Genomic DNA, 22,193 nt, shown 5'->3' on the forward strand with positions numbered 1-22,193 from the left:
CCCGCACAATGGACTGGTGAACAGGACCAGGCAAGGCGACGGTGAGAGGTCCAAAGTCGCAGGTGCTGACTTCCTTCAACTGCGGCCCGAGGACGCGCCGGTGGGCGGGCTGGCCGAGTGGCTGGCCGGCGAGTTCCGTACGGCGATCGCCGACGGCCGGCTTCCGCTCGGCAGCCGGCTCCCGGCGACCCGGCAACTCGCCGCCGAGCTCCAGGTCTCGCGTGGAGTGGTGACGGAGGCCTACCAGCGTCTGACCGAGGACGGTCACGTCACCGGCCGCGGCCGCGCCGGCACCACCGTGGTGGCAGCGCCCATCGGCACTTCACCAGCCACCTCCACATCACACCTGGCACCTCCTGCCCTGCACGCTCCTGACCAGGAGATCTTCGACGCGATGCGCGCTACCGAGGCGCGGATCGACCTGACCCCCGGCGTACCGGATCTGGCGGCCTTCCCCCGCGCCGCCTGGCTCAAGGCCGAGCGCGCAGTACTGACCGACCTCTCCGCCTCGGCCTTCGGCTACGGAGACCCAGCCGGTACTCCGGCCCTCCGGCTGGCCGTCGCGAACTGGCTCGCCCGCAACCGCGGCATCCAGGCCGACCCCGCCGACCTCATCATCGTCGCCGGCGTCTCGCAGGCACTCGCACTGATCGCCCAGGTCTTCAGCCGAGCGGACATCACCGAACTCGCTGTCGAGGACCCCGGCTCGCTCGGAACCCGGCAGCACCTGCAGCTCTGGGGCATGCGAACCACCCCCATCACGGTCGACGCCGACGGCCTCCGCGTCGACGTACTCCGAGACAGCGGCGCCCCCGCCGTCCTGGTCACTCCCGCTCATCAGTTCCCCACCGGCGTCGTTCTCGGCGGCGAACGGCGGCGCGAACTGATGCAATGGGCAACCGACGGCGGCTTGATCATCGAAGACGACTACGACGCCGAGCACCGGTACGACCGCCCACCGGTGCCGGCGATCCGGGCCATGCTCACCGAGCAGGTGATCTACACCGGCAGCATCTCCAAGCTCCTGGCCCCCGCGCTCCGGATCGGCTGGATGCTGCCACCACCGCGCTTCCACCGGGACCTGGTCGCCGCCAAACGCCAGGCTGACCTCGGCAACGCCGGTCTCCCGCAGTTGACCGTCGCGCACCTGATGGAGTCCGGCGAGCTGGAACGGCAACTCCGCTTCGTCCGCCGCCGCCACCGGGCCCGCCGCGACGCGATGATCACCGCCATCGCCAATCACTTGCCCACAGCAACAGTTCACGGCGCGGCCGCGGGGTTGCATCTCACCATCACCTTCGACACCGAGGACCTCAGCGACCTGGACCTCGTCTCGGCAGCCCTCCGGCTGGGCGTCAAGACCCAGCCGCTGTCCTGGCACTGCCAGCACCCGATGCCACCAGGCCTGGTCCTCGGCTATGCGGCGCGCACGCCGACCGAGATCACCGAAGGGATCGTCGCGGTCGCGGCAGCACTAGCGGAGTCCCGGTCAGTGGGTCCTCGATCACCTCGCAGGACAACCCGAAAACCTGCTCGACCACCGCGGCGGTGACCACCTCCGTAGGGTTGCCAGCAGCAACTACTTCGCCGCGCTTCAGCGCGATCAGGTGATCCGCGTACCGCGTGGCCAGGTTGAGATCGTGCAGCACCAGCACGATCGTCTTGCCCCGCTCGCGGTTGAGGTCCTGCACCAGGTCGAGGATCTCCAACTGGTGCGCCAGATCCAGGAACGTGGTCGGCTCGTCGAGCAGCATCGTCTCCGCATCCTGGGCCAGCGCGAGTGCGATCCACACCCGTTGCCGCTGACCACCGGACAGCTCGTCCAACGACCGATCGGCCAGGTCCGCCGTACCGGTCGACTGCAGAGCGGCTGCGACGACGCGTTCGTCCTCCTCCGACCACTGCCGGAACCAGCGCTGATGCGGATGCCGTCCACGCCCGACCAGGTCGGAGACCGTGATGCCGTCCGGCGCGACGGGCTGCTGCGGCAGCATCCCGAGTTTGGTCGCCAACGCGCCGCCCGACAGGCGTGCCAGGTCGACGTCGTCGAGATAGACCGTTCCGCCCTTGGGGGTGAGCAGCCGCGCCAGGCCGCGCAGCAGGGTGGATTTGCCGGACGCGTTCGCGCCGACGATCACGGTGATCCGGCCGGCCGGGATCTCGACCGACAGCTCCGAGACGACCGGGGTTCCGTCGTACGCGAGGCTCAGGTGGTCGGTTCGCAGTACGGGCATGTCAGCCTCCTCGCCCGACGCGGTTCGCGCGGGCCATCAGGATCAGCAGGTACGGCGCGCCGAGGAACGCGGTGACGACTCCCACGGGCAACGCGGTCGGGGCGAAGAGCTCTCTGGCGACCAGGTCGGCGGCGACCACCAGCAGCCCGCCGACGGCTCCGGCCGCCAGCAATCCCGCCACCCTCTCGGCGACCAGGCGCCGGGCGATCTGCGGCGCCACCAACGCGACGAAGGCGATCGGGCCTGCTGCTGCCGTCGCCAGGGCTGCCAGGCCGACTCCGATGGCGATCAGCAGGCCTCTGGAAAGCTCGACCCTGCCGGCCAGCGTGCGGGCTAGATCGTCGCCGAGTTCCAGCAGCCGCAGTTGCCGCGACGATGCCAACGCGGCGGGAATCAGCACCAGCAGACTGATTCCGATCAGAGTCGCGTGCGGCCAGGACCGGCCGGCCAGGCTGCCCGCCAGCCACATCGTGGCGCTCTTGGCGGTGTAGATGTCGGCCAGTGTCAACAGGTAGACGGTGATCGAGCTGACCATCGCGGTGATGCCGATCCCAACCAGTACCAGCCGATAGCCGGCCACGCCCTTCTTGTACGCGAGCAGGTAGATGGTGACCGCGGTCGCCACAGCGCCGATCAGCGCTCCGGCAGGTAGCCACCCTGTACCGGCACCGATCACAGTGATCAGCACGACCGCGGCCAGCGCGGCACCGGAGTTGATCCCGATCAGGTCCGGGCTGACCAGCGGGTTGCGGGCCAGCCGCTGGAAGATCGCGCCGGAGATCCCGAACGCGATCCCCACCCCGATCGCCACCAGCACGCGGGGCAGCCGGTTGTTCACGATGACGTCGGTCATGATCAGCGAGCCGTTGCCGGCCAGGGTGTTGAGCACCTTCGCCAGCGGGATCTCGTAGTCGCCGATCATTAGTGACACCGCGCCGATCGCGGTGGCCGCTGCCAGCGCGACCACGGTCACCACGATGCTGGTCAGGTCGATCCGGGTGGAGACCGGGCCGATCCGGAGCGCCTTCACAGCTCGGCCAATTTGCGGCGGCGTACCAGGGCGATGAAGAGCGGCGCCCCGATCAGTGCGGTGATGATGCCGACCTGGAGCTCGTCCGGGCGAGCGACGAACCGGCCGGCCACGTCGGCGAGCAGCAGCATGGTCGGGGCGAGGACCAGTGACCAGGGCAGGATCCAGCGGTAGTCCGCACCGACCAGGGACCGTGCGACATGCGGTACGGCGAGGCCGACGAAGGCGATCGGGCCGGCCATCGCTGTCGCAGTACCGGCTAGCAGCATGATCGCGAGAGCGGCCAGTACGCGGACCAGGCCGACCCTGGTGCCGAGGGTTGCCGCCAGCTCCTCGCCGAGCGCGATCTGGTTGAGCGAGCGGCCCAGGGCCAGCGCCAGAACGATGCCGATGGCAAGGAATGGCAGGCTCTGGGCAACGATCTCGCCGGTTGCCAGGGTCAACGATCCGACCACCCAGAACCGGAACTCGTTCAGGGCGGTCAGGTCGAGCAAGGTGATGGCCGAGGTGACCGAGCCGAGCAGGGCGGAGAAGGCAGCGCCGGCCAGCGCGAGCTTGACCGGAGTGGCGCCGCCGCGGCCGACCGATCCGACCAGGTAGACCACGACGGTGGCGACCAGCGCGCCGCCCATCGCGAACCAGACATAGCCGTTGAGCGACTGCACCCCGAGCAGGCTGATCGCCGCCACGATCGCCAGCGCCGCACCCGCGTTGACGCCCAGGATGCCCGGATCGGCGAGCGAGTTGCGGGTGATGCCCTGCATCACGGCACCTGACAGGCCGAGCGCCATCCCGGCCAGCAGCCCGACGGCCGTCCGCGGGAACCGCAGGTAGCGGATCACCCGGTCGGTGTCGGAGCCGGTGAAATCCGCCGCCGCGACGTACACGTCATGAGGCCCGAACCACTGGTTGCCGGCCAGCATCGACAGCAACGCGGCCGCCAACAGGACGGCCACCGCGACGAGCAGACCGGCCGACCGGGCGCCGCCACTGCGCAGCAGGGCCGGCTCGGACCTCACTTGACCAGGTCGGGGTGGATGATCTTCGCGATCAGCTCGGTCGAGTTGGCGCCGCGGACGCCGGCCGAGTGATGCGCGAACAACCACGGCAGGACGTGCTTGTTCCTGACCGACTTGAGGTTGGCGTAGGCCGGGTTGGCCAGCATCTTCTGCACGTCAGGCTGGACCTTCGCCTCGGTCAGGCCGGCGTCGCAGCAACCGCTGATCAGGACGTAGTCGGGATCGCGCTTGATGAACTCCTCGACGCTGATCTTCACGTTCCGCTTCGAGGTCAGGTCGGCGAACGCGTTCACCCCGCCGGCCTGCTTGATCAGCACGGTGCCGAAGTCGGGCCCACCCGACACGGTCAGACCGCCGCCCTCGAGCCCCGGACGCAGGATCGCCACGGTCGGCCGGTCGGCGCCCTTCACCTTCGCCTCGACCGCCGAGATCCGCATCTGCTGGTCGGCGATCACCGCCTCGGCCTTGCTGCCCGCGTCGAAGAGTTTGCCGAGGTCGCGCAGATCGGCGTACACGTTGTCCATCGAGACCGTCGACGGGTCGATCGCCTCGTCACCCTTACCGTCCGCGGTCGGGCAGAGCGGACTGAAGATCCAGGTCCGGACGCCGAGCTCCGACAGACTCTTGCGGGTCCCGAAACTCCCGTCGCTGCCCGCGCTGGCGAACACGTCGTTGAACCCGGAGAGCACGAAGTCCGGCTCCTGGCTGAGCAGTTCCTCGCGACTCGGCAGGTTCTTGTAGTACTTGCGGTCCTGCTGCGCCGCGGCGTACTGCGGCAGCACCTCCGCGTCCAGGTACGCCGTACCGACCAGCCGATCGGAGATCCCCAGCGCGTGCGCCATCTCGATCGCCGGCTGGTACGCCGCGAACACCCGCTTCGGCGGTCCGTCGACCGTGACGTCGACCCCGCAGTTCTTCACCGTCACCGCGTCAGCGCCGGGCCCGGCTTTCGCCGCACCACCACAACCGGTGACCAGGGACAGTACGACAACAGCAGCAGCCAGCGTTTTCACGCGCGCCTCCAGCACCTCGTGGACGGTGTGACACGCCGTGGCCGGTCTCCTGGCTGACGGGTACTACGTCCAAGGGCCTGACCTTCCCAGCCAACTACAGCCAGTGGTCTCCGAATCCGGAACAACCCCAGAACATCCCGATCACAGTGGCGAGGGCCGCACCGGCATCACACCGATTTCCCGAACACCACGGCGGCTCAACCTAAGCACCCGCCGTGGACGCCGGGCTCAGCGGGTGTACAGGCTGGACATCGCGAGGGCGAAGGAGACCATGTCGTCCTTGTCGGCGGTGCCGGCCGGGAGGGGGACGAGGTCGATGATTTTGTCCGTGCCGACGCGGATCACGCCGCGGCCGGTGGCGGTGTCGACGTAGCCCTCGTCGCCGAGCGGGATCGGGAAGGAGGTCTCGAGTTTGCGGGTCGGGGCGACGACGGCTTCGGCGTCGGCGACCCGGCGGGCGGTCGAGTAGAGCACGCGGGTCTTGGTGATCCAGCCGCAGACGAGGTCGCCGGCGGGGGTCTCGCTGTCGCGGCGGATGGTGGCCTCGACGCCCATCACGTTCGCGGCGGTCTTGGTGCCGCGGTCGCATTCCTGCCGAGGGGGCGGCGGTGTGGTCGATGGCAGCCCGTCGAGCTGTTGAGCCGCCTCCTCACCCAGTACGACGTACTTCGCGAGCGTCGCGGGCGGCCCGCTGACCTTGACCAGCTTGCCGTTGAGCAGGAACACCACGAACTTGCTGGTCCCGAAGCCACCCTGGGCGACCGTCACCGGCTTGGCGGGCTCGCCCTTGGTGGCGTCGTAGGCCTTGCGCGCCGCAGCGAGGTCAGCCGGAGCCGAGGGGAACACCGAGATGCCGACCCGCAGTACGGGACCGGCGGGAGTCGTGCTGAGCCCTAGCTGGCATACGTCGTACGTCGGGAAGCCGAAGTCGGCAGGAACCTGCTTCGGGTCGATCTTCACCACGGGGACGGCTAGAGCGCTCTGGACGAGCGTCTGGTCCATCCGCATGCACAGGGTGTCGGCCACCTTGGAGGTCGGCGGCGTCCCCAGGGTCTCGGTCGGTGTGGCTGAGGGCGACTCGGTCGGCGTCGTACTGATCGAGACGAGCGGCGGCACGCTGGGAGCCGTCTCGCCGCCGGGACCACCGCAACCAGCCAGCAACGCAGTACTGCCGAGCAGGGCCACCACCGAACGAGTACGCATGATCACAGAGCCTACTTCTTCGGACTACTCGTGGCTCTCGACAAACTCCTTCGACTTGGCGATCGCGAAACCCCAGCCCTGCTGCAAGGTCGGCGACGGCGGCAGCGCGATCTCATCGGCATTGGTCACCACGTCGATCAGCACCGGCCCCGGAGTCCGGAGCGCCGCCTCGACCGCACCCTCCACCTCGCCCGGCCGCTCGACCCGGAAGCCGGTCAGCCCGATCGCTTTGGCCACCTCCGAGAAGTCCGGGTTCGCCAGCTTCGTCCCGTACTCCGGCAACCCGACCTGCTCCATCTCCAGCTTGACCATCCCCAGCCGCCCGTTGTTGAAGACGACCAGCTTCACCGGCAACTCGTACGCGACCGCGGTGATCAGATCGCCCAGCAGCATCGACAACCCGCCGTCGCCACAGAACGCGATCACCTGCCGATCCCGATCGACCGCCGACAGCCCGAGCGCCTGCGGCATCGCGTTCGCCATCGAGCCGAGGTTGTACGAGCCGATCAGCCGCCGGTCGCCGCGCATCCGGACGAACCGCGCCAGCCACACCGTCGACATCCCGGTGTCGCTGGTGAACACCGCGTCGTCGTCCGCGTGCCGGTCGATCATCGCGGCCAGCAACTCGGGCCGGATCCGGGCCTCCGGGTTGTCCACCTTGCGCCGCAACAACCCCTTCGGCTTGCGGTCGAAGGCAGGGTCGGTGAACTGCACCTGCCGCTCCCGCCAGGCGGCGTACGAGTGCAGCGCCTTGTCCAGATGACCCGTGTCGCTCTTCTGCTCCAGCAGCGGCAGCAACTGCGCCAACGTCGGCTGCGCGTGCCCGACCAACCCGTGGTCGACCTGCACCCGCCTGCCGATGTGGCCACCCCGCAGATCCAGCTGTACGACGGTCTTCCCGGCCGGCAGGAACTCGCGGTACGGGAAGTCCGTCCCGACCAGGAACAGCACGTCGCATCCGTCGAAGGCGACCTTGGTCGCGTGGTTGCCGAGCAGCCCGGACTGGCCGACCTCCTGCGGCAGGTTCTCCTCGAAGCCTTCCTTCGCCTTCAGCGTCAGCACCGCCGGCGCCGCCAACGTGCTCGCCAACTGCTGCACCTCGGCCAACGCATCGCGAGCCCCAGCGCCGACCAGCAAAGTCACGCGCTCGGCCGCATTCAGCACCGCCGCGACCTTCTGCAGCTCAGCCACCTCCGGAACCGTCTGCGACGCAGGCTCGTGGAACTGCGGCACCGGCGTGTCCTTCGGTACTTCGAGCCCGCCGACGTCCCCAGGAATCGACAGCACGGCGACGCCCCGCTCGGCCAGCGCCGCGTTGACCGCCTGCTCGATCAGCGCGGGCGCCTGCTCGGCGGTCGACACGGTCGCGCTGAAGACCGCGACGTCGGCGAACAGGACGTCGTTGTTGACCTCCTGGAAGAAGTTGCTGCCGATCTCCTCGCGCGGCACCTGCCCGCAGATCGCGAGCACGGGCACCCGCGACTTGGCGGCGTCGTACAGGCCGTTGAGCAGGTGGATCGCCCCCGGACCGACCGTCCCCATACAGACCCCGAGCCGCCCGGTCAGCGATGCCTGCCCGCCTGCGGCGAAGGCTCCCGCCTCCTCGTGCCGAACGCCGATCCACTCGACCCGGTCCTCGCGCCTGATCGCGTCGGTGACCGGATTGAGCGCGTCCCCGACCACACCCCACACCGACGTGACACCGTGCTCGGCCAACGACTCCACCAGCAACTCCGCGACAGTGCTCACTGCGATTCCCCTAAGGTCGAAAGACGTCCGGGTCTGCCTGTACCCAATCGCGAGCCCACGCCTTCGGCAGGTCCTGTACGCCGGCCAGCAACTGCCCCGGCGCCAGATAGTCGAAGAGCTCCGCGTAGCTCTCGGTCCGGGTGTGGTCGACCCGCCGGCGCAGCATCCGCGGCTCGAGTTGGTGCGGGCCGTCGAGCCCCATCGAGGCGATCACCTGCATCGCCTGCTGGACCGTCTCGCGCTGGTAGTTGGCGACCCGGCTGGTCTTGTCGGTGACGTCGAGCGCGCGCATCCGGCGTCGATCCTGGGTCGCGACGCCGACCGGGCAGGTGTTGGTGTGACAGGTCTGGGCCTGGATGCAGCCGGTCGCCATCATCATCGCCCGGGCCGCGTTGGTGTAGTCGGCGCCCTGCAGGATCCGCTTGACGATGTCGACGCCGTTGGCCACCTTCCCGCTGGCCCCGATCTTGACCTGGTCGCGCAGCCCGACCCCGGTGAGCGCGTTGTGCACGGTCAGCAGGCCCTCGGTCAGCGGCGTACCGACGTGGTCCTCGTACTCCTGCGGCGCCGCGCCGGTGCCACCCTCCGAGCCGTCGACCACGATGAAGTCCGGAGTGATGCCCTCGGCAACCATCGCCTTGCAGATCGCCAGCACGTCGGTGCGCGACCCGACACAGAGCTTGAAACCGGCCGGTTTGCCGCCGGCCAGCTCCCGCAACCGGGCGATGAACAGGACCAGTTCGCGCGGCGTCGAGAAGACCTGGTGGTACGCCGGTGAGACGACCTTCTGCCCGACCGGCACCCCACGCGCCGCCGCGATCTCGGGCGTCACCTTCGCGCCCGGCAGGACGCCACCGAGACCAGGTTTCGCGCCTTGGCTGAGCTTGAGCGAGACGAGTTTGATCTGGTCGTCGGCGGCCTTGTCACGGAACTGCTCCGGATCGAAGCCGCCGTGCCGGTCGCGCGTCCCGAAGTACCCGCTGCCGATCTCCCAGATCAGGTCGCCGCCGCTGCGGTGGTACCTGCTGATCCCGCCCTCACCGGTGTCGTGCGCGAAGCCGCCCTGCGCCGCGCCCCGGTTGAGCGCCTCGATCGCGTTGGCGCTGAGCGCGCCGAAGCTCATCGCCGAGACGTTCAGCAACGCCATCTCGTAGGGCGAAGTACAGTCCGGCCCGCCGATCCTGACCCGCGGGACCTGCTCGGCGACCGGTCGCGGGACGGTCGAGTGGACCAGGTACTCGTACCCGATCTCGTTCACGTCCCGCTCGGTGCCGAACGGCTGTTCCTCGTTGGTGCCCTTGGCCCGGGCGTAGATCGTCGAGCGGGTGTCCCGGTCGTACGGCCGGCCGTCGTAGTTGCGCTCGATGAAGTACTGCTGCAGCTCCGGCCGGATCTTCTCCAGCAGGAAGCGCAGGTGCCCGGCCACCGGGTAGTTCCGCAGGATCGAGTGCTTCTTCTGCACCAGGTCATGGATGCCGACGGCAACCAGCAGGACGAGGACCGCGAGCAGCACGTACCGCACCATGCTCCCGAAGCTACCCGCTGACAGCCGTCAACCGGCGGAGGCGGTGGGTCAGCTGGTCGGCTCGGCGCGCAGGTCGCGTTGCCGGACGGCGTGCTCGTCGGTGCGGGCGTCGTACCGCCAGAACTCGTTCAGCCAGGCCGCTGTGCCGACCACCCCGATCACGCAGAGTGCGCCACCGCTGACGATCGCAGTCCGGACGCTGGTGGCGTCCGCGACCAGACCGGAGCGCGCCTGACCGCCGAGCGGGCCGAGGGAGTAGCCGAGCATCTCGATCCCGGCCAGCCGGCCACGCATCTCGTCCGGGATGGTCTGGTTCCAGATCACCGACCGGAACAGCACCGAGACCATGTCGGCGCCGCCGGCGATCGCGAAGAAGCCGATCGCGAACCAGATGTTCGGCGCCAGCCCGGCGATCCCGACCGACGCGCCCCAGATCATCGTCGCGATGACGACCGCCCGGCCCTGGTGGTGCACCCGTTTCGCCCAGCCGCTGGTCAGGCTGGCGCACATCGCGCCGATCGCCTCGGCACTGTAGAGCAGCCCGAGCAGCTTGGGTTCCTTCAGCACGTCGGTCGCGAACGCGGGGAACAGCACGATCGGCATCGCCAGGAACATCCCGACCATGTCGACCAGATAGGTGGCCAGCAGGTCCTTGCGGCGATAGGCGTAGACGATCCCCTCGCCGATCCCGCGCAGCGTCGGCGGTTTGCTGTGCTCGTTGATCTTGTACGAGCCGAGCTTGGTGTAGAGCGCGGTCGCGATGACGAGCCCGGCCAGCTCGATCCCGAACGCCCAGCTCACCCCGGCCGTGCCGACCAGCACACCGCCCAGCGCCGGGCCGGCCAGCTGGCCGATCTGCATCGTGAGCGAGGTCAGCGCGACCGCCGCGGCCATCTCGTCGTGCTTGACCACCCGCGGGAACAACGCCTCCCGGCTCGGCCGCTGCAACGAGGTGGCGATCGCGTTCAGAGCGCCGCAGACGTAGATCAGCCAGACCTGCGGATTCGCCAGCAGCGAGTTGGCCAGCATCAGGGAGCAGATCGCGGCCTGCGCGATCCCGGTCCCGATCAGCAGCTTGCGGCGGTCGACGTGATCGGCCAGCGCACCGCCGTACAGGCCGAAGATGACCAGCGGGACGATGGTGACCAGGCCCATCGCGCCGACCGCGAAGTTGGAGCCGGTCAACTGGTAGAGCTGGAACGGCAACGCCACGTAACCGACCATGCCGCCGAGGAAGAAGACCGAGCCGGCCACCACCAGGATCCGGAAGTCACGCGACCCCCGCCACGGGGTCAGATCGATCTTCAGACGGGACAGCCGGGTCCGGAAACTTGTTGCCACCGGCCCATCGTGTCAGGTGCAGAAACTCTGGACGAACCTGTTTCCACCCTGTGGTCCGGCCGGACTGTTGCAGCAGGCTGAAATAGTGCCGGCGCTGCCCCTGGCCGTGTCTAGCCTGCGAAAAAGGCTCTTCGTCGGATCTCACAGGGGGACCACCAACATGCTCAAGAGCACACTGCGCTCGGCCGCGGCCTTCGCCGCGGCGCTCGCCACCGTCGCCACCGGCGCCGCACTGGCCACCACGCCGGCCCATGCGACCGCCACCGTCACGACCGCCGCTTCCACCACGTCCACCACGTCCACCACTCAAGCCGCCGTCTCGGACACGCTGCTGCCCGGGCAGAAGCTGCTCGCCGGCCAGTACATCCGCTCCAAGAGCGGCGTCTTCGGCCTGGCGATGACCAGGTACGGCACGCTCGGGCTGACCCAGCGCGGGGTGAAGGGTCTGCTCTGGCAGGCGACCTTCCGGCCCGGCGTCGTCGCGGTGATGGGCAGCGGCGGCAGCCTGACCATCATCTACGGCCGGACCCAGATCGCCTCCATCGGAGCGAACAGCCCGGGCGCCAAGCTGGTACTGCAGAACACCGGCAACCTGGAGATCCTCAACACCCGCGGCAAGGCGGTCTGGAACCGCCACATGGTGATCAACACCATGACGCAGGGCTGGCAGCTCGTCCCGACCACCGCGCTCGGCGGCAACACGGTGCTGTACTCGACGAACCGCGTCTACACGCTGGTGATGCGTCCCGACGGCGACCTTGTCCTGCTGCAGAACGGCAAGACCGTCCTGTGGCGAACGGGCACCGCGGGTCACCCGGGTTCCATCGCCCTGATGCAGTCCGACGGCTGGTTCTTCACCCGGGACACGAACGGCTACATGGTCTGGGAGTTCGCCACCCGCCGCGCGGGCGCCGTCGTACAGCTCCTCGACACCGGCCGGCTGCAGCTGGTCCACGGCCGCACAGTGGTCAAGGTCCTGCACTGACCTCGGGAGGCGCAGTTGCAACTAGCTGCAACTGCGCCTCTGCTGCAACCTGTCGGCCCTCTCGGACACTTACCCTGCGAGAGATTGCCGGACCTCACAGGGGGAACCACCCACATGATCAAGCGCAAACTACGCTCAGCCGCCGCCTTCACCGCGGCGCTGGCCACCGTCGCTACCGGGGCCGCGCTGGCCACCGCGCCGGCCCAGGCCGCCACTTCCACTACTCAGGCTGCGGCGATCTCCAACACGCTGCTGCCCGGCCAGCGGCTGCTGTCGGGGCAGTACATCCGCTCCGCTGACCGTCATTTCACGCTCGTGATGCGTGCGACCGGCAACCTGGAGCTGGTCGAGACCGGCGTCGGTGTGGTCTGGGACACCAACACCACCCGTGCGGGCTCGGTCCTGGTGATGGAGAAGGACGGCGGCCTGAGCCTCGTCCACGGCCGGACGAAGTACTGGATCAGCGGCGCGAAGGCCAGCCCGAACGCCAAGCTGGTGCTGCCGACCGACGGCAACCTGACCGTCTTCAACACCGCCGGCCGGTCGGTCTGGAACCGCCACATGGTGATCGAGACGATGTCGCCGGGCTACGAGCTCTGGCCGCCCACCGGGTACGTGAGCGGTGCCGTCTCGCTGTTCTCCCGCAACCGGGTCTACACCCTGCAGGTACGCCCGAACGGCGCGCTGGAACTGATGCAGAACAACAAGGTCAAGCTGTGGTCCGCGCCGTACAAGCCGTCTGCGGGCAACTGGGCCTTCCTGCTGGCGGACGGCACCTTCGGCATGCGGAGCTTCTGGGACACGGCCTGGACCATCCCCACCAAGCGGGCCGGCACCGTGCTGCAACTGCGCGACGACGGCAAGCTGCTGCTGATCCACGGCCGCACCGTGGTCAAGGTCCTGCACTGAGGTCAGTGCACCATCACAGGCAGTAGCTGAGAGAGGTCCGTGCGTTCTCCTGACGCGCGGACCTTTCCTGTTGCCCGCGCGTCCGGCCAGCTGATCCGGCCCAGGGCGAGGTCGATCCACATCTCGGCGGGCATCTCGATCACGGCCTTCGGCGTACCGCGGGTGTGCCGTGGACCCTCGATGCACTGCACCGCCCCGTACGGCGGGACGCGCACCTCGACCGCGTGACCGGGCGCCTTGGCGACCAGGAGCTTGAGCAACTCCTTCACCAGCAGCTTGAGCTCCGCCCGGCCGGCCTGGCCGGCGTCGTACGCGCGCAGTGCTTCGTCCATCTCCACAGGCGGCTCCACAGGCGGCAAGGTTACGCGGGTTTCGCCCACGCCCCCTTCGTACCCGATAATCGAGGAGCACACCGAGACACGGAAGTGAGGTCGGGATGCTCACGCCCAGGCACCATGCGCTGCTGGCGACGCTTGCGGGAATGATCGCGGGGACCGCCGTCTTCGGCACCGTACTGGCGATCAACGGCAATTTCTCCGGCGACGACAAGAAGTCGAGCCAGGTGGCCAGCAGCCAGCCACCCCAGACACCCAGCAACGGCGACGGTTTACAGGCCGATTCGCTGCAGTTCACGTCCCAGCCGTTCGGGGCCGACGACGCACCGGCTACCGCCGAGGTGCCCACCGGCTGGAAGAGCGCCACCGGCGGCACCAGACCGAAGTACGTGGATCCGACCGGGGTCTGGCAGATCCGGTTCGACACCCGCGGCAGCAGCCAGTCGCCCGACCAACTGGTCGACAACCGCGCACGGAGCATCGAGGAGCAGGATCTCAAGGTCATCAGCCGCGACAACGGCACCCTGATCTACACCTACACCGACAAGACCCGCGGCCCGCGGATGGGGCTGTCCAGCTTCCGCCCCAGCGAGGACGGCAAACGCACCCTGGTCGAGATCACCGTCGGCGGCCGCCCGCAGGACGAGGCCGGCCTGCGCGCCGTGCTCCAACACGCCACGGACACGCTGCAGCTCACCGGCGCCGCCGGGGACAACCGGCCGAACTAGCTCAGCACTTGATGTCGGCGGTCGGGGCCGTGCCCTTCAGCAGGTAGGCCTCGACTGCGTCGTCGACACACTGGTTGCCTTCGTTGTAGCCAGTGTGTCCGTCGCCGTCACGGGTGATCAGGACACCGCTGTCCAGCTGTCCGGCGAGCCCGACGGCCCAGTCGTACGGCGTCGCCGGGTCGCGGGTGGTGCCGACCACGACGATCGGCTTGGCGCCGGCCGCCTTGATCGTGTGCGGCTTGTCTACCGGCTTCACCGGCCAGTTCGCGCACGGCAGCGAGCCCCAGAGCAGGAACGAGCCGAACCGCGGCGAGGCGGCCTTGAACTTCGGCTCGTCGGCCTTCGCCTCGGCCAGCGAGGTGATGTCCGGGCGGTCGATGCAGTTGACCGCGTAGATCACCTCGTTCTGGTTGTTGCCGTAGCCCTTCGGCGTCCGGTCGGTGTACTCGTTGGCCAGCGCGAGCAGCCGCGCGCCCTTGCCGGCCAGCCCGTCGACCACCGCGTCCTCGAGCCGCGGCCAGTAGTCCTTCACGTACAGCGGGAAGATCACGCCCAGCACGACCAGCGCCTGGGTCACCTCGCGAGTGCCGTCACCGGGCAACGGCTTGGCGTCGGAGTCGGTGATCAGCTTGTCCACGTTCGCCAGTACTTCGGCCTTGCTGCTGCCCAGCCGGCAGGACCGCTGCGCGCAGTCCGCGGCGAACGCGTCCAGCGCGGTGTCGAAGCCCTTCGCCTGGGCCATGTTGTTCTCCTCGGACGACTTCGACGGGTCGACCGCGCCGTCGAGGACCAGCCGGCCGACGTTCTTCGGGAACAGCTCCGCGTAGGTCGCGCCGAGCATGGTTCCGTACGACATGCCGAGGTAGTAGAGCTCGGAGTCGCCGACGATGCCACGCAGTACGTCGATGTCGCGGGCCGCGTCCTTGGTGCCGACGTGCGGCAACAGATCGGCGGAGCGCTGCTGGCAGCCGCTCGCAAGGGTCTTGGCCTGGGTGTTCAGCGCCTCGATCTCGGCGTCGTCGTCCGGGCTGCCGTCAGCCGCGATGAACTTGTCCAGCTGCTCGGCGTCGAGACAGCGCACCGGCGTCGAATCGGCCACGCCACGCGGGTCCCAGCCGATCACGTCGAACTTCCGCAGCAGCGGAGCGCCGAGCACGAACCCGGCCGACGCCGCGAACTCCTGCCCGGAGGCGCCCGGACCACCCGGGTTGATGAACAGCGTGCCGATCTTGCCGGTCCGATCCCGCGCCGGCACCTTGCGGGCCCGCAACTCGATCGTCTTGCCGTCGGGCTTGCTGTAGTCGAGCGGCACATTGATGGTGGCGCACTGGTTGCCCGACCCGCAGCGCTCCCAGTTCGGCTGCTGACCGTAGAACTTCTCCAGCCCCGCCGGCACCGGCCCAACTGGCCCCTTCGGCCCGGCACTCGTCTGAGTCCCACCCGGCCCGTCGGCATCCTGCGCCCGACTGGCCACCCCACACCCACTCACCAAGAGCGCGAGGCCTGTCAGCACCACGGTCGTCCTGCGCATCTTCACAGCGAGCCGTCTCCCGTACCCTCGTCCAACCCGTCCTGTACTGCGCTGCTGCCGCCCTCGCCCTGCTCGGCGCCGCCGCCCGGCCCTGCGCTGCCGCCCTGCTCGGCGCTGCCGCCCTGCTCGGCGCTGCCGCCCTGCTCGGCGCTGTCGCCGTCCGCTTGGCTCAGCCGGCGGCGGCGACGCGGCTTGCGCCGCGAGCGCGCGGCCAGCGCCTCGCCGTCCGACTGCTCGGCTTCCCCCGCCAGCGCAGCGGCAGCTGCCGGCTCGACAGCTACCTCCTGCTCCGCAGGAGCAGGAGCAGTGGTCAGCGTGAGGTCAACCCGAGCTGGAGCATCTGAAGTGGTGGTGTCGGAGGCCTCGTACTGCTGCCTCGGCGAGCAGACATCCGCCCGGCTACAAGCACACCGCCGACCCGACGCAGCCAGCCGCACGACCACCGTGTCGCTCGGGACGTTGTGCCCGACGACAACACCGTCACCGGCAGGCGTCTCGACCTGCGTCCCGTTGGCCGGCGCCTTGGCGTTGAACTCCTGGTACAGCGGGTGCTCGTACTTCAGGCAGCACATCAGCCGCCCACAAGCCCCGGAGATCTTCAGCGGGTTGAGCGGCAGGTCCTGGTCCTTCGCCATCCGCACACTGACCGGCTCGAAGTCCTTCAGGAACGTCGCGCAGCACAGGTCCCGCCCGCACGGCCCGATCCCGCCCTGTAACCGCGCCTCGTCGCGAGCGCCGACCTGCCGCAGCTCGATCCGCGCGCGCAACCCACGGGCCAGGTCCCGGACCAGTTCCCGGAAGTCCACCCGGTGCGGCGCGGAGAAGTAGATGATGACCAGCTGATCGACATCCGCCCGCCGGTCCACGAAGTCGATACCGACCACCTTCATCGGCAACCCGTGCTCGCGGATCAGCCGCTTGGCGATCAGCCGCGCGTCGGCCCGGCGTACCCGGTTCTGCTCGTCGCGGTCCAGGTCGGCCGTGGTGGCGACGCCCTCACACAGCGGCAGCCCGCCGATCTCCTCCGTGACGTACTGCGGCGCCCAGACGCACTCGGCGACCTCGGGCCCGTCGTCGGTCGGGACCAGCACTTTGTCCCCGACCCGCGGTCTGTGCGGGCCGGGGTCCAGGTAGTACAGCCGCCCGTAGCGCTCGAACGACACCGCCATCACCATGCCCACCGCGCCAGACTACGTGCCAATGCGTCCGGTGGTGGACGCTTCGCCCCCGACGAGCGCCTTTTGGCGGCCTCGAGGGGCGGTGCTTCAGCGCTTGCTGTCCTTGACGCTGCTGGTCAGCGGGTCGTCGTCGGGGCCGTAGGCGGCGCAGATGACGAGCCGGTCGCCGTCGTCCCACTGGTCCTTGGTCGGCGTCCAGAAGCCGGACTGCAGCTCCGACTTCTCCACCGTGTTGCCGACGTACTTCGCGAATTCGGCGTCGCACTTGCCCTGGGCCAGGTCCTCCACCGGGCGATTGCCCGGATACGGGCCGGCCGGCAGGGTGACGTTCGAGACCAGCTCGCCGTCGTGCGAGCTGGTGCACGGCCGCCGGTACACCTCGTCCTCCTCGAAGCCGTCGTCGAAGCACTCGCCGACCGCCAGCGCCTCGATGGAGATCACCCTGGTGCCGGTTGACTCGTTCTTGCCCTGGTACTCGTCGTTGGAGGCGATCACCAGCACGATCGTGAGGATAACGGCGCCGACCAGGGTGATCAGGCCGCCGATCACGATGCCCGCGATCGCCTGGCCCTTGCCCGACTCGCCGCTCTTCTTGATCTGCGCCAGCGCGGCGATCCCCAGCCCGACCCCGACCGGCGCGCTGATCCCGATCACGAGACCACCCAGCCCGCAGACCAGCGCCGCGATCGCGAGGGTGTTCGTCTTGACCTGCTGCCCGCCCGGATAGCCGTACCCGTACCCGTACGCCGCCGGGTACTGCGCCTGCCCGTACTGCGGCGCCTGCTGCCTGTACTGCGGCTGCTGCGACTGCTGATGCGGCTGCTGGGCCTGCTGGGCCTGCTGGTAGGGCTGCTGCGGCGTCTGCCCGTACTGCGGAACCTGCTGCCCGAACTGCGGCTGATACGGATTCGGCTGCTCCGGCGGTCGCCCGTACGTCGGCAACTGCCTGGTCGGCTCCTGCGGCTCGTCCTGCGGCCGGTTCGGGTCGTACCCCGACGGTGGATAACTCACAGCTGCCTCCCCTAGCGCTGAGATCCACGCATGGACCCGGTCAATTTCGCTCCGGGCTGCCCGACCATGCACAGGACGTTGCCATCAGCAACGGCACGATCTTCCAGCACCACGTAGTACATGTCCAGTTCCGACCGCTCGTACGGCTTGCCGACGAAGGTCTGGAAAGCGGTCGCGCACTGCTGCGTCGCGGCGGTGCCCTTCTGCTCGACCGACAGCCCGGTCATCGACGCCCGGACCTTCGCGTACGCCTCACCGGAGTGCGGCGCGGCACAGTCCGCGATCTTCACCTGGCGCAGCGTGTCCACCTCCAGGTCGGCGTCGAAACACTGCTGGACCGCCACCTGCGAGATCACCGTGGTGCGGCCGATCCCCGCGCGCTGCTCACCGCGCAGGTTGAGGAACGCGGCGACCCCGATCGCGATCAGCCAGCAGCAGCAGATCACCAGCGCGCCGACCACCAGTCCGCGCCCGCGCGCGCCCGACCGCCGGATCCGCGGCAGCGCGATCAGTCCGAGCACCGCCGCGATCGGCACCAGCCCCGGCAGGCTGGTCGCGAACGCCGCCACGGCATAGCGATCCAGCCGACGTTGCGCGGGCGTCGGCACGCCCTCCAGCCAGGACTCGGCGGACGGCAGTGGAGCCCGCACAGGCTGGATCGGCGGAGGTTGGGTCAAGGAACATCCTTACGAAGGGGCACGCCGGTCTGGCGGGGCTAACCACCCACGTATCGGCGAGGCCACTACCTTCGTTACAGGCGCGTCCGCAACCCAGACGCGTGTCTCAGCCCTCGAACAGGGCGATCGTCATCGCTTCCAGCGCGAGCAGTGGCGCGACGTTGCCCTCGATCGCCTCTCGGCAACCGGTCAGCGCGTCGATCCGGCGTACGGTCGACTCCGGGCTGGTCCGGCCGGCCAGCCGGTCGATGTCCTGGCGCAGCTCGGCGTTGATCAGTTCTGCTCCCGCGCCGGTCTGCACGACCAGTACATCGCGGTACAAAGCCATCAGGTCGACCAGAGACCGATCGAGTACGTCGCGCTCCCAGCGCTTCGCCCGGGCCTTCTGCTGGTCCTCCAGCTCCTTCAGCGCGGCGCCGGCCTCGCGCGGCTTGGCGCCCTTCGTGCCGACGCCGAGCGCCTGCTCGAGATTGGTCCGCTCCTGCTCGTCGACCTTCGCCGCGCTCGCCTTGGCCTCCGCCTTGGCCGCCTCGACGAGCCGCTGGGCCGCGTTCAGGCAGGCGCCGATGTCGTGCAGCTCGAACGGAACCTCGAGCACCTTGCTGCGACGGCTCCGGACCTCCTCGTCGCGCGCCAGCGCCTTCGCCCGGCCGATGTGCCCCTGCGCCGCGCGCGCCGCGAAACCGGCCAGCGCAGGCTCGATCCCGGCCTGCCGGGTGAGCATCTCGGCGACCGCGACCACCGGCGGGGTACGCAGTACGAGCAAGCGGCAGCGGGACCGGATGGTCGGTACGACGTCCTCGACGGTCGGCGCGCAGAGCACCCACACCGTGCGCGGCGGCGGCTCCTCGATGCTCTTCAGCAACGCGTCGGCGGCCTGGTCGGTCAGCCGGTCCGCGTCCTCGATCAACATCACCTGCCAGCGGCCCTGGGTCGGGCTCATCGCGGCCCGGCGGACCAGCTCGCGGATCTCGCTAACCCGGATCGACAGCAGCTCGGTGCGGATCAGTGTGACGTCGGGGTGCGCGCCGTTGAGCGCGGTGGCGCAGACGGCGCACTCGCCGCAGCCCTCGTTGAGACACTGCAGACCGGCGGCGAACGCCCGACCCGCGTTGGACCGGCCCGACCCGGGCGGCCCGGTGATCAGCCAGGCGTGCGTCATGCCGTTGGTGACGGTGCCGCTCTCGCCGCGCAGCCGGGCTGACGCGCCGGAGACAGCCTTACGCAGTACGGCGACCGCGGGCTCCTGCCCGACCAGGTCGTCCCAAACAGTCATTGCTCCACCTTCGACTGCGACTCCGGCTGCTGCTCCTGCGCTGGCCCAGGCTGCCGCGCCAGGCCGGACTGCTGCTGCACCGCCTGCTGCTGCGCCGCCTCGGGCTGCTGCGTCAGGTCGGGCTGCTGCTGCACTGCCTCCTGCACCCGCTCGGGCTGCTGCTCCGGCTGGGGGGTCAGCTGGGGCAGCAGCGGGCGCAGCCGCGCCTGGATCTGGGCTGCCAGCTCGGAGCGCTCCTGGGTCGCGTCCAGGACCAGATAGTGCTGCGGCTCGGCAGCGGCGAGCTCGAGGAACGCCGCCCGGACCCGCTCGTGGAAGTCGGCGGACTGCGCCTCGATCCGGTCCCGCTCCTCGAATCGGCCGAGCCCGCTCCTGGGCGGCAGGTCCAGCAGGATCGTCAGGTTGGGGCGCAGGTCGTCGGTGGCCCAGCGGTTCACCCGCTCGACGTCGGCGACCTCCAGGTCACGCCCGGAGCCCTGGTAGGCGAGCGCGGAGTCGACGTACCGGTCAGTGATGACGACCGTGCCGGACTTCAGCGCGGGCAGGATCACCGAATCGACGTGCTCGGCCTTGTCGGCGGCGTACAGGAGAGCTTCGGCGCGGTGCGAGATGTCGCCGGTGGCCGGGTCCAGCACGATCTGGCGGAGCTTCTTGCCGAGGTCGGTGGCGCCCGGCTCGCGGGTGAGCAGCACCTCCTGGCCCTGCTCCTTCAGCCACTCGACCAGCAGCGCCGACTGGGTCGACTTGCCCGCGCCCTCACCGCCCTCGAGCGCGATGAACAGTCCGGTCGTCGGGTAGACCCCGGGCGTCTTGCCGAAGCTGCGGCGCAGATCGCGCCAGAACGGCACGCCGGGGCGATCGTCCATCTGCCGCCAGGCGACCACACCGATCACCGTGGCCAGCACGGCCGAGATCAGCATCGTCATCGCGGCGCCGTTGTAGCTGATCGAGTGGCCGCCGGCCGACACCGTCCGGCGCCCGATCGCGCCCGCGACGAACGGCGCGATCGCCAGCGTCACCGCGAGCACGGTCCGGACCGCGGACTGCACGAAGGCGAAGGTCCGCCCGCGGACGTGGTCCGGCACCTCCAGCCCGAGCAGGGTGTAGCCGGAGACCCAGGAGGCGCCGGCGCAGAAGCCGAGCACGATCGCGATCATGGTGGCGATCTCGATCTGCTGGATCAGCGCCAGGCCGGCCAGCCCGATCCCCGACCCGACCAGACCGGCGGCGAACAACCGGCGCCGCGACAGCCCGGAGAAGATCCGCGGGGCGAACCCCATGCCCAGCGCGAGACCGCCGAAGACGGCCCCGAAGAGCACGCCGTACCCCGGGTCGCCCGCGTCCAGGTCCTCGACGTACGTGCGGCCGAGGCCGATCACCACCGCGCCGGCCGCGAAGGCGCCGGAGATGCCGACGACCAGGCCGCGCACGACCGGAGTGCCGGTGACGTAGGACCAGCCTTCGACCATCGTGCGCCACAGGGTTGGGTGACCCTCGTGGTCGTGGCTGCCGGACCGGCCGATCTCCGCGACCGAGATGATCGCCAGGCCGGAGATGAAGAAGGTGGCCGCGTTCAGGTAGACGGCCAGGTTGATCGAGAAGTTGCCGCCGAAGCCGCGGGTGACCAGGGTGATCGCGGTGAAGATCGCGGCGGCCGGCAGCGCCGACCCGTAGGTGGTGACCAGGCTGAGCTGGTTGGCCGCCTCCAGCCGGTGCCGGGGCACCAGGTTCGGCACGCTGGCGTCCTTGGCCGGCCCCCAGATCAAGCTGACGATCTCGATCAGGACGGTTGCCACCAGCACCCAGGTGAGGGTGCCGACGATCGGGATACTGACGAAGAACGCGGCCCGGATGAAGTCGCCCAGGATCATCGTCCAGCGCCGGTCCAGCCGGTCGGCGACCCAGCCCGCGACCGGGCCCATCACCAGCGCGGGCAGCACCCGCAGGAACAGCACCCCGCCGATCGCGAAGTTGGCGGCCTGGTAGTCGTCGCCGGCGAAGGACTTCGCCATCGCGGTCAGCGCGAGCAACCCGATCCAGTCACCCAGACTGGACAGCCCGAAGCCGATCCACAGCCGCCGGAACGCCCGGATCCGCAACACCGCGCGCACGTCGTGCGCCGGTGCTGGATCGGTCAAGGGGTCATACACCTCCGGCACATCCCGAAGCCTAGTCGGGCCCATCGACAACCTCGTACTTGCGTACACAACGACAGGCAGTAGTCATCCCGACAGCCGATCGCCAGGCGTGAGCCCGGCGTCACCTCGCAACTGCAGATGTTGATCGGATGACTGATCAGATCGCGTGGCCGCCCGCGCCGGGGCTCGTGACGCTTCGCGTCACCTCGCAACCTGATGCTGACCGGAACCTCGCCTGGTCGCCTGATCGACAAACAACCCGCGCCCCGGCACCCACGCGACGGAGGAGCGGCTTTCAAAAGAGGGTGGGT

At 69.4% G+C, this 22,193-nt stretch carries 19 protein-coding genes and 1 riboswitch; of the genes, 4 read left to right on the plus strand and 15 right to left on the minus strand.

The window, feature by feature from the left end; translation table 11 throughout:
- Positions 1–16 precede the first annotated feature (16 nt).
- Positions 17–1,552: a PLP-dependent aminotransferase family protein gene (locus AB0P21_RS28885; protein WP_363700373.1), complete on the plus strand. Its 1,536-nt coding sequence runs from the start codon at positions 17–19 to the stop codon at positions 1,550–1,552.
- On the opposite strand, the gene AB0P21_RS28890 is transcribed toward AB0P21_RS28885, so the two are convergent.
- The 8 genes from AB0P21_RS28890 to AB0P21_RS28925 all read right to left on the minus strand — a co-directional run bounded on the left by AB0P21_RS28890 (position 1,443) and on the right by AB0P21_RS28925 (position 11,114).
- Positions 1,443–2,234 (minus strand): ABC transporter ATP-binding protein, encoded by a 792-nt coding sequence (locus AB0P21_RS28890; protein ID WP_363700374.1) that lies wholly within the window; start codon positions 2,232–2,234, stop codon positions 1,443–1,445. The genes AB0P21_RS28885 and AB0P21_RS28890 overlap by 110 nt on opposite strands.
- Position 2,235: 1 nt before the next feature.
- Complete coding sequence (locus AB0P21_RS28895) at positions 2,236–3,264, minus strand: iron chelate uptake ABC transporter family permease subunit (RefSeq protein WP_363700375.1); 1,029 nt, start codon at positions 3,262–3,264, stop codon at positions 2,236–2,238.
- On the minus strand, positions 3,261–4,283 hold the full coding sequence (locus AB0P21_RS28900) for an iron chelate uptake ABC transporter family permease subunit (RefSeq protein WP_363700376.1): 1,023 nt from the start codon (positions 4,281–4,283) through the stop codon (positions 3,261–3,263). Before AB0P21_RS28900 ends, AB0P21_RS28895 begins: the two co-directional genes overlap by 4 nt.
- Positions 4,280–5,311 (minus strand): ABC transporter substrate-binding protein, encoded by a 1,032-nt coding sequence (locus AB0P21_RS28905; protein ID WP_363700377.1) that lies wholly within the window; start codon positions 5,309–5,311, stop codon positions 4,280–4,282. Before AB0P21_RS28905 ends, AB0P21_RS28900 begins: the two co-directional genes overlap by 4 nt.
- A gap of 6 nt (positions 5,312–5,317) precedes the next feature.
- Positions 5,318–5,503: riboswitch (cobalamin riboswitch) on the minus strand.
- Between the two features lie 21 nt (positions 5,504–5,524).
- Positions 5,525–6,499, minus strand: coding sequence for a hypothetical protein (locus AB0P21_RS28910; protein ID WP_363700378.1), 975 nt, complete (start codon positions 6,497–6,499; stop codon positions 5,525–5,527).
- Between the two features lie 24 nt (positions 6,500–6,523).
- Entirely contained in the window at positions 6,524–8,248 is a 1,725-nt protein-coding gene (locus tag AB0P21_RS28915; RefSeq protein WP_363700379.1) for a thiamine pyrophosphate-dependent enzyme, read from the minus strand.
- A 10-nt stretch (positions 8,249–8,258) separates the two neighbouring features.
- The gene (locus AB0P21_RS28920) at positions 8,259–9,773 is read right to left on the minus strand and encodes an FMN-binding glutamate synthase family protein (RefSeq protein ID WP_363700380.1); all 1,515 of its coding nucleotides are present in this window, start codon (positions 9,771–9,773) and stop codon (positions 8,259–8,261) included.
- Between the two features lie 48 nt (positions 9,774–9,821).
- Entirely contained in the window at positions 9,822–11,114 is a 1,293-nt protein-coding gene (locus tag AB0P21_RS28925; RefSeq protein ID WP_363700381.1) for an MFS transporter, read from the minus strand.
- Between the two features lie 160 nt (positions 11,115–11,274).
- Between AB0P21_RS28925 and AB0P21_RS28930 the strand changes: the two genes are divergently transcribed.
- Both AB0P21_RS28930 and AB0P21_RS28935 read left to right on the plus strand, forming a co-directional pair.
- Complete coding sequence (locus AB0P21_RS28930) at positions 11,275–12,099, plus strand: hypothetical protein (protein ID WP_363700382.1); 825 nt, start codon at positions 11,275–11,277, stop codon at positions 12,097–12,099.
- 114 nt (positions 12,100–12,213) lie between these two features.
- Positions 12,214–13,008 (plus strand): hypothetical protein, encoded by a 795-nt coding sequence (locus AB0P21_RS28935; RefSeq protein WP_363700383.1) that lies wholly within the window; start codon positions 12,214–12,216, stop codon positions 13,006–13,008.
- A gap of 2 nt (positions 13,009–13,010) precedes the next feature.
- Here the strand turns inward: AB0P21_RS28935 and AB0P21_RS28940 are convergent, their stop codons facing one another.
- On the minus strand, positions 13,011–13,358 hold the full coding sequence (locus AB0P21_RS28940) for a sterol carrier family protein (RefSeq protein ID WP_363700384.1): 348 nt from the start codon (positions 13,356–13,358) through the stop codon (positions 13,011–13,013).
- An 86-nt stretch (positions 13,359–13,444) separates the two neighbouring features.
- Between AB0P21_RS28940 and AB0P21_RS28945 the strand changes: the two genes are divergently transcribed.
- Complete coding sequence (locus AB0P21_RS28945; RefSeq protein WP_363700385.1) at positions 13,445–14,071, plus strand: hypothetical protein; 627 nt, start codon at positions 13,445–13,447, stop codon at positions 14,069–14,071.
- A gap of 1 nt (position 14,072) precedes the next feature.
- Here AB0P21_RS28945 and AB0P21_RS28950 read toward each other — a convergent pair whose 3' ends face one another.
- The 6 genes from AB0P21_RS28950 to tmk all read right to left on the minus strand — a co-directional run bounded on the left by AB0P21_RS28950 (position 14,073) and on the right by tmk (position 21,882).
- Positions 14,073–15,602 carry an alpha/beta hydrolase gene (locus tag AB0P21_RS28950; protein WP_363700386.1) on the minus strand — a complete coding sequence of 510 codons (1,530 nt, stop codon included), beginning with the start codon at positions 15,600–15,602 and terminating at the stop codon, positions 14,073–14,075.
- Between the two features lie 2 nt (positions 15,603–15,604).
- Positions 15,605–16,777, minus strand: a complete 1,173-nt coding sequence (gene ricT / locus AB0P21_RS28955; RefSeq protein WP_363701255.1) for a regulatory iron-sulfur-containing complex subunit RicT — start codon at positions 16,775–16,777, stop codon at positions 15,605–15,607.
- Positions 16,778–16,867: 90 nt separating this feature from the next.
- Positions 16,868–17,791: a DUF4190 domain-containing protein gene (locus tag AB0P21_RS28960; protein WP_363700387.1), complete on the minus strand. Its 924-nt coding sequence runs from the start codon at positions 17,789–17,791 to the stop codon at positions 16,868–16,870.
- An 11-nt stretch (positions 17,792–17,802) separates the two neighbouring features.
- Entirely contained in the window at positions 17,803–18,468 is a 666-nt protein-coding gene (locus AB0P21_RS28965) for a DUF4190 domain-containing protein (protein ID WP_363700388.1), read from the minus strand.
- A 106-nt stretch (positions 18,469–18,574) separates the two neighbouring features.
- A complete protein-coding gene (locus AB0P21_RS28970; protein ID WP_363700389.1) occupies positions 18,575–19,744 on the minus strand; it encodes a DNA polymerase III subunit delta' in 1,170 nt (389 codons plus the stop codon).
- Positions 19,741–21,882 carry a dTMP kinase gene (tmk, locus tag AB0P21_RS28975; protein WP_363700390.1) on the minus strand — a complete coding sequence of 714 codons (2,142 nt, stop codon included), beginning with the start codon at positions 21,880–21,882 and terminating at the stop codon, positions 19,741–19,743. The genes AB0P21_RS28970 and tmk overlap by 4 nt, the downstream gene beginning before the upstream one ends.
- Between the last annotated feature and the right edge of the window lie 311 nt (positions 21,883–22,193).

This window comes from Kribbella sp. NPDC056861 (assembly GCF_040687575.1).
GTDB lineage: Bacteria > Actinomycetota > Actinomycetes > Propionibacteriales > Kribbellaceae > Kribbella.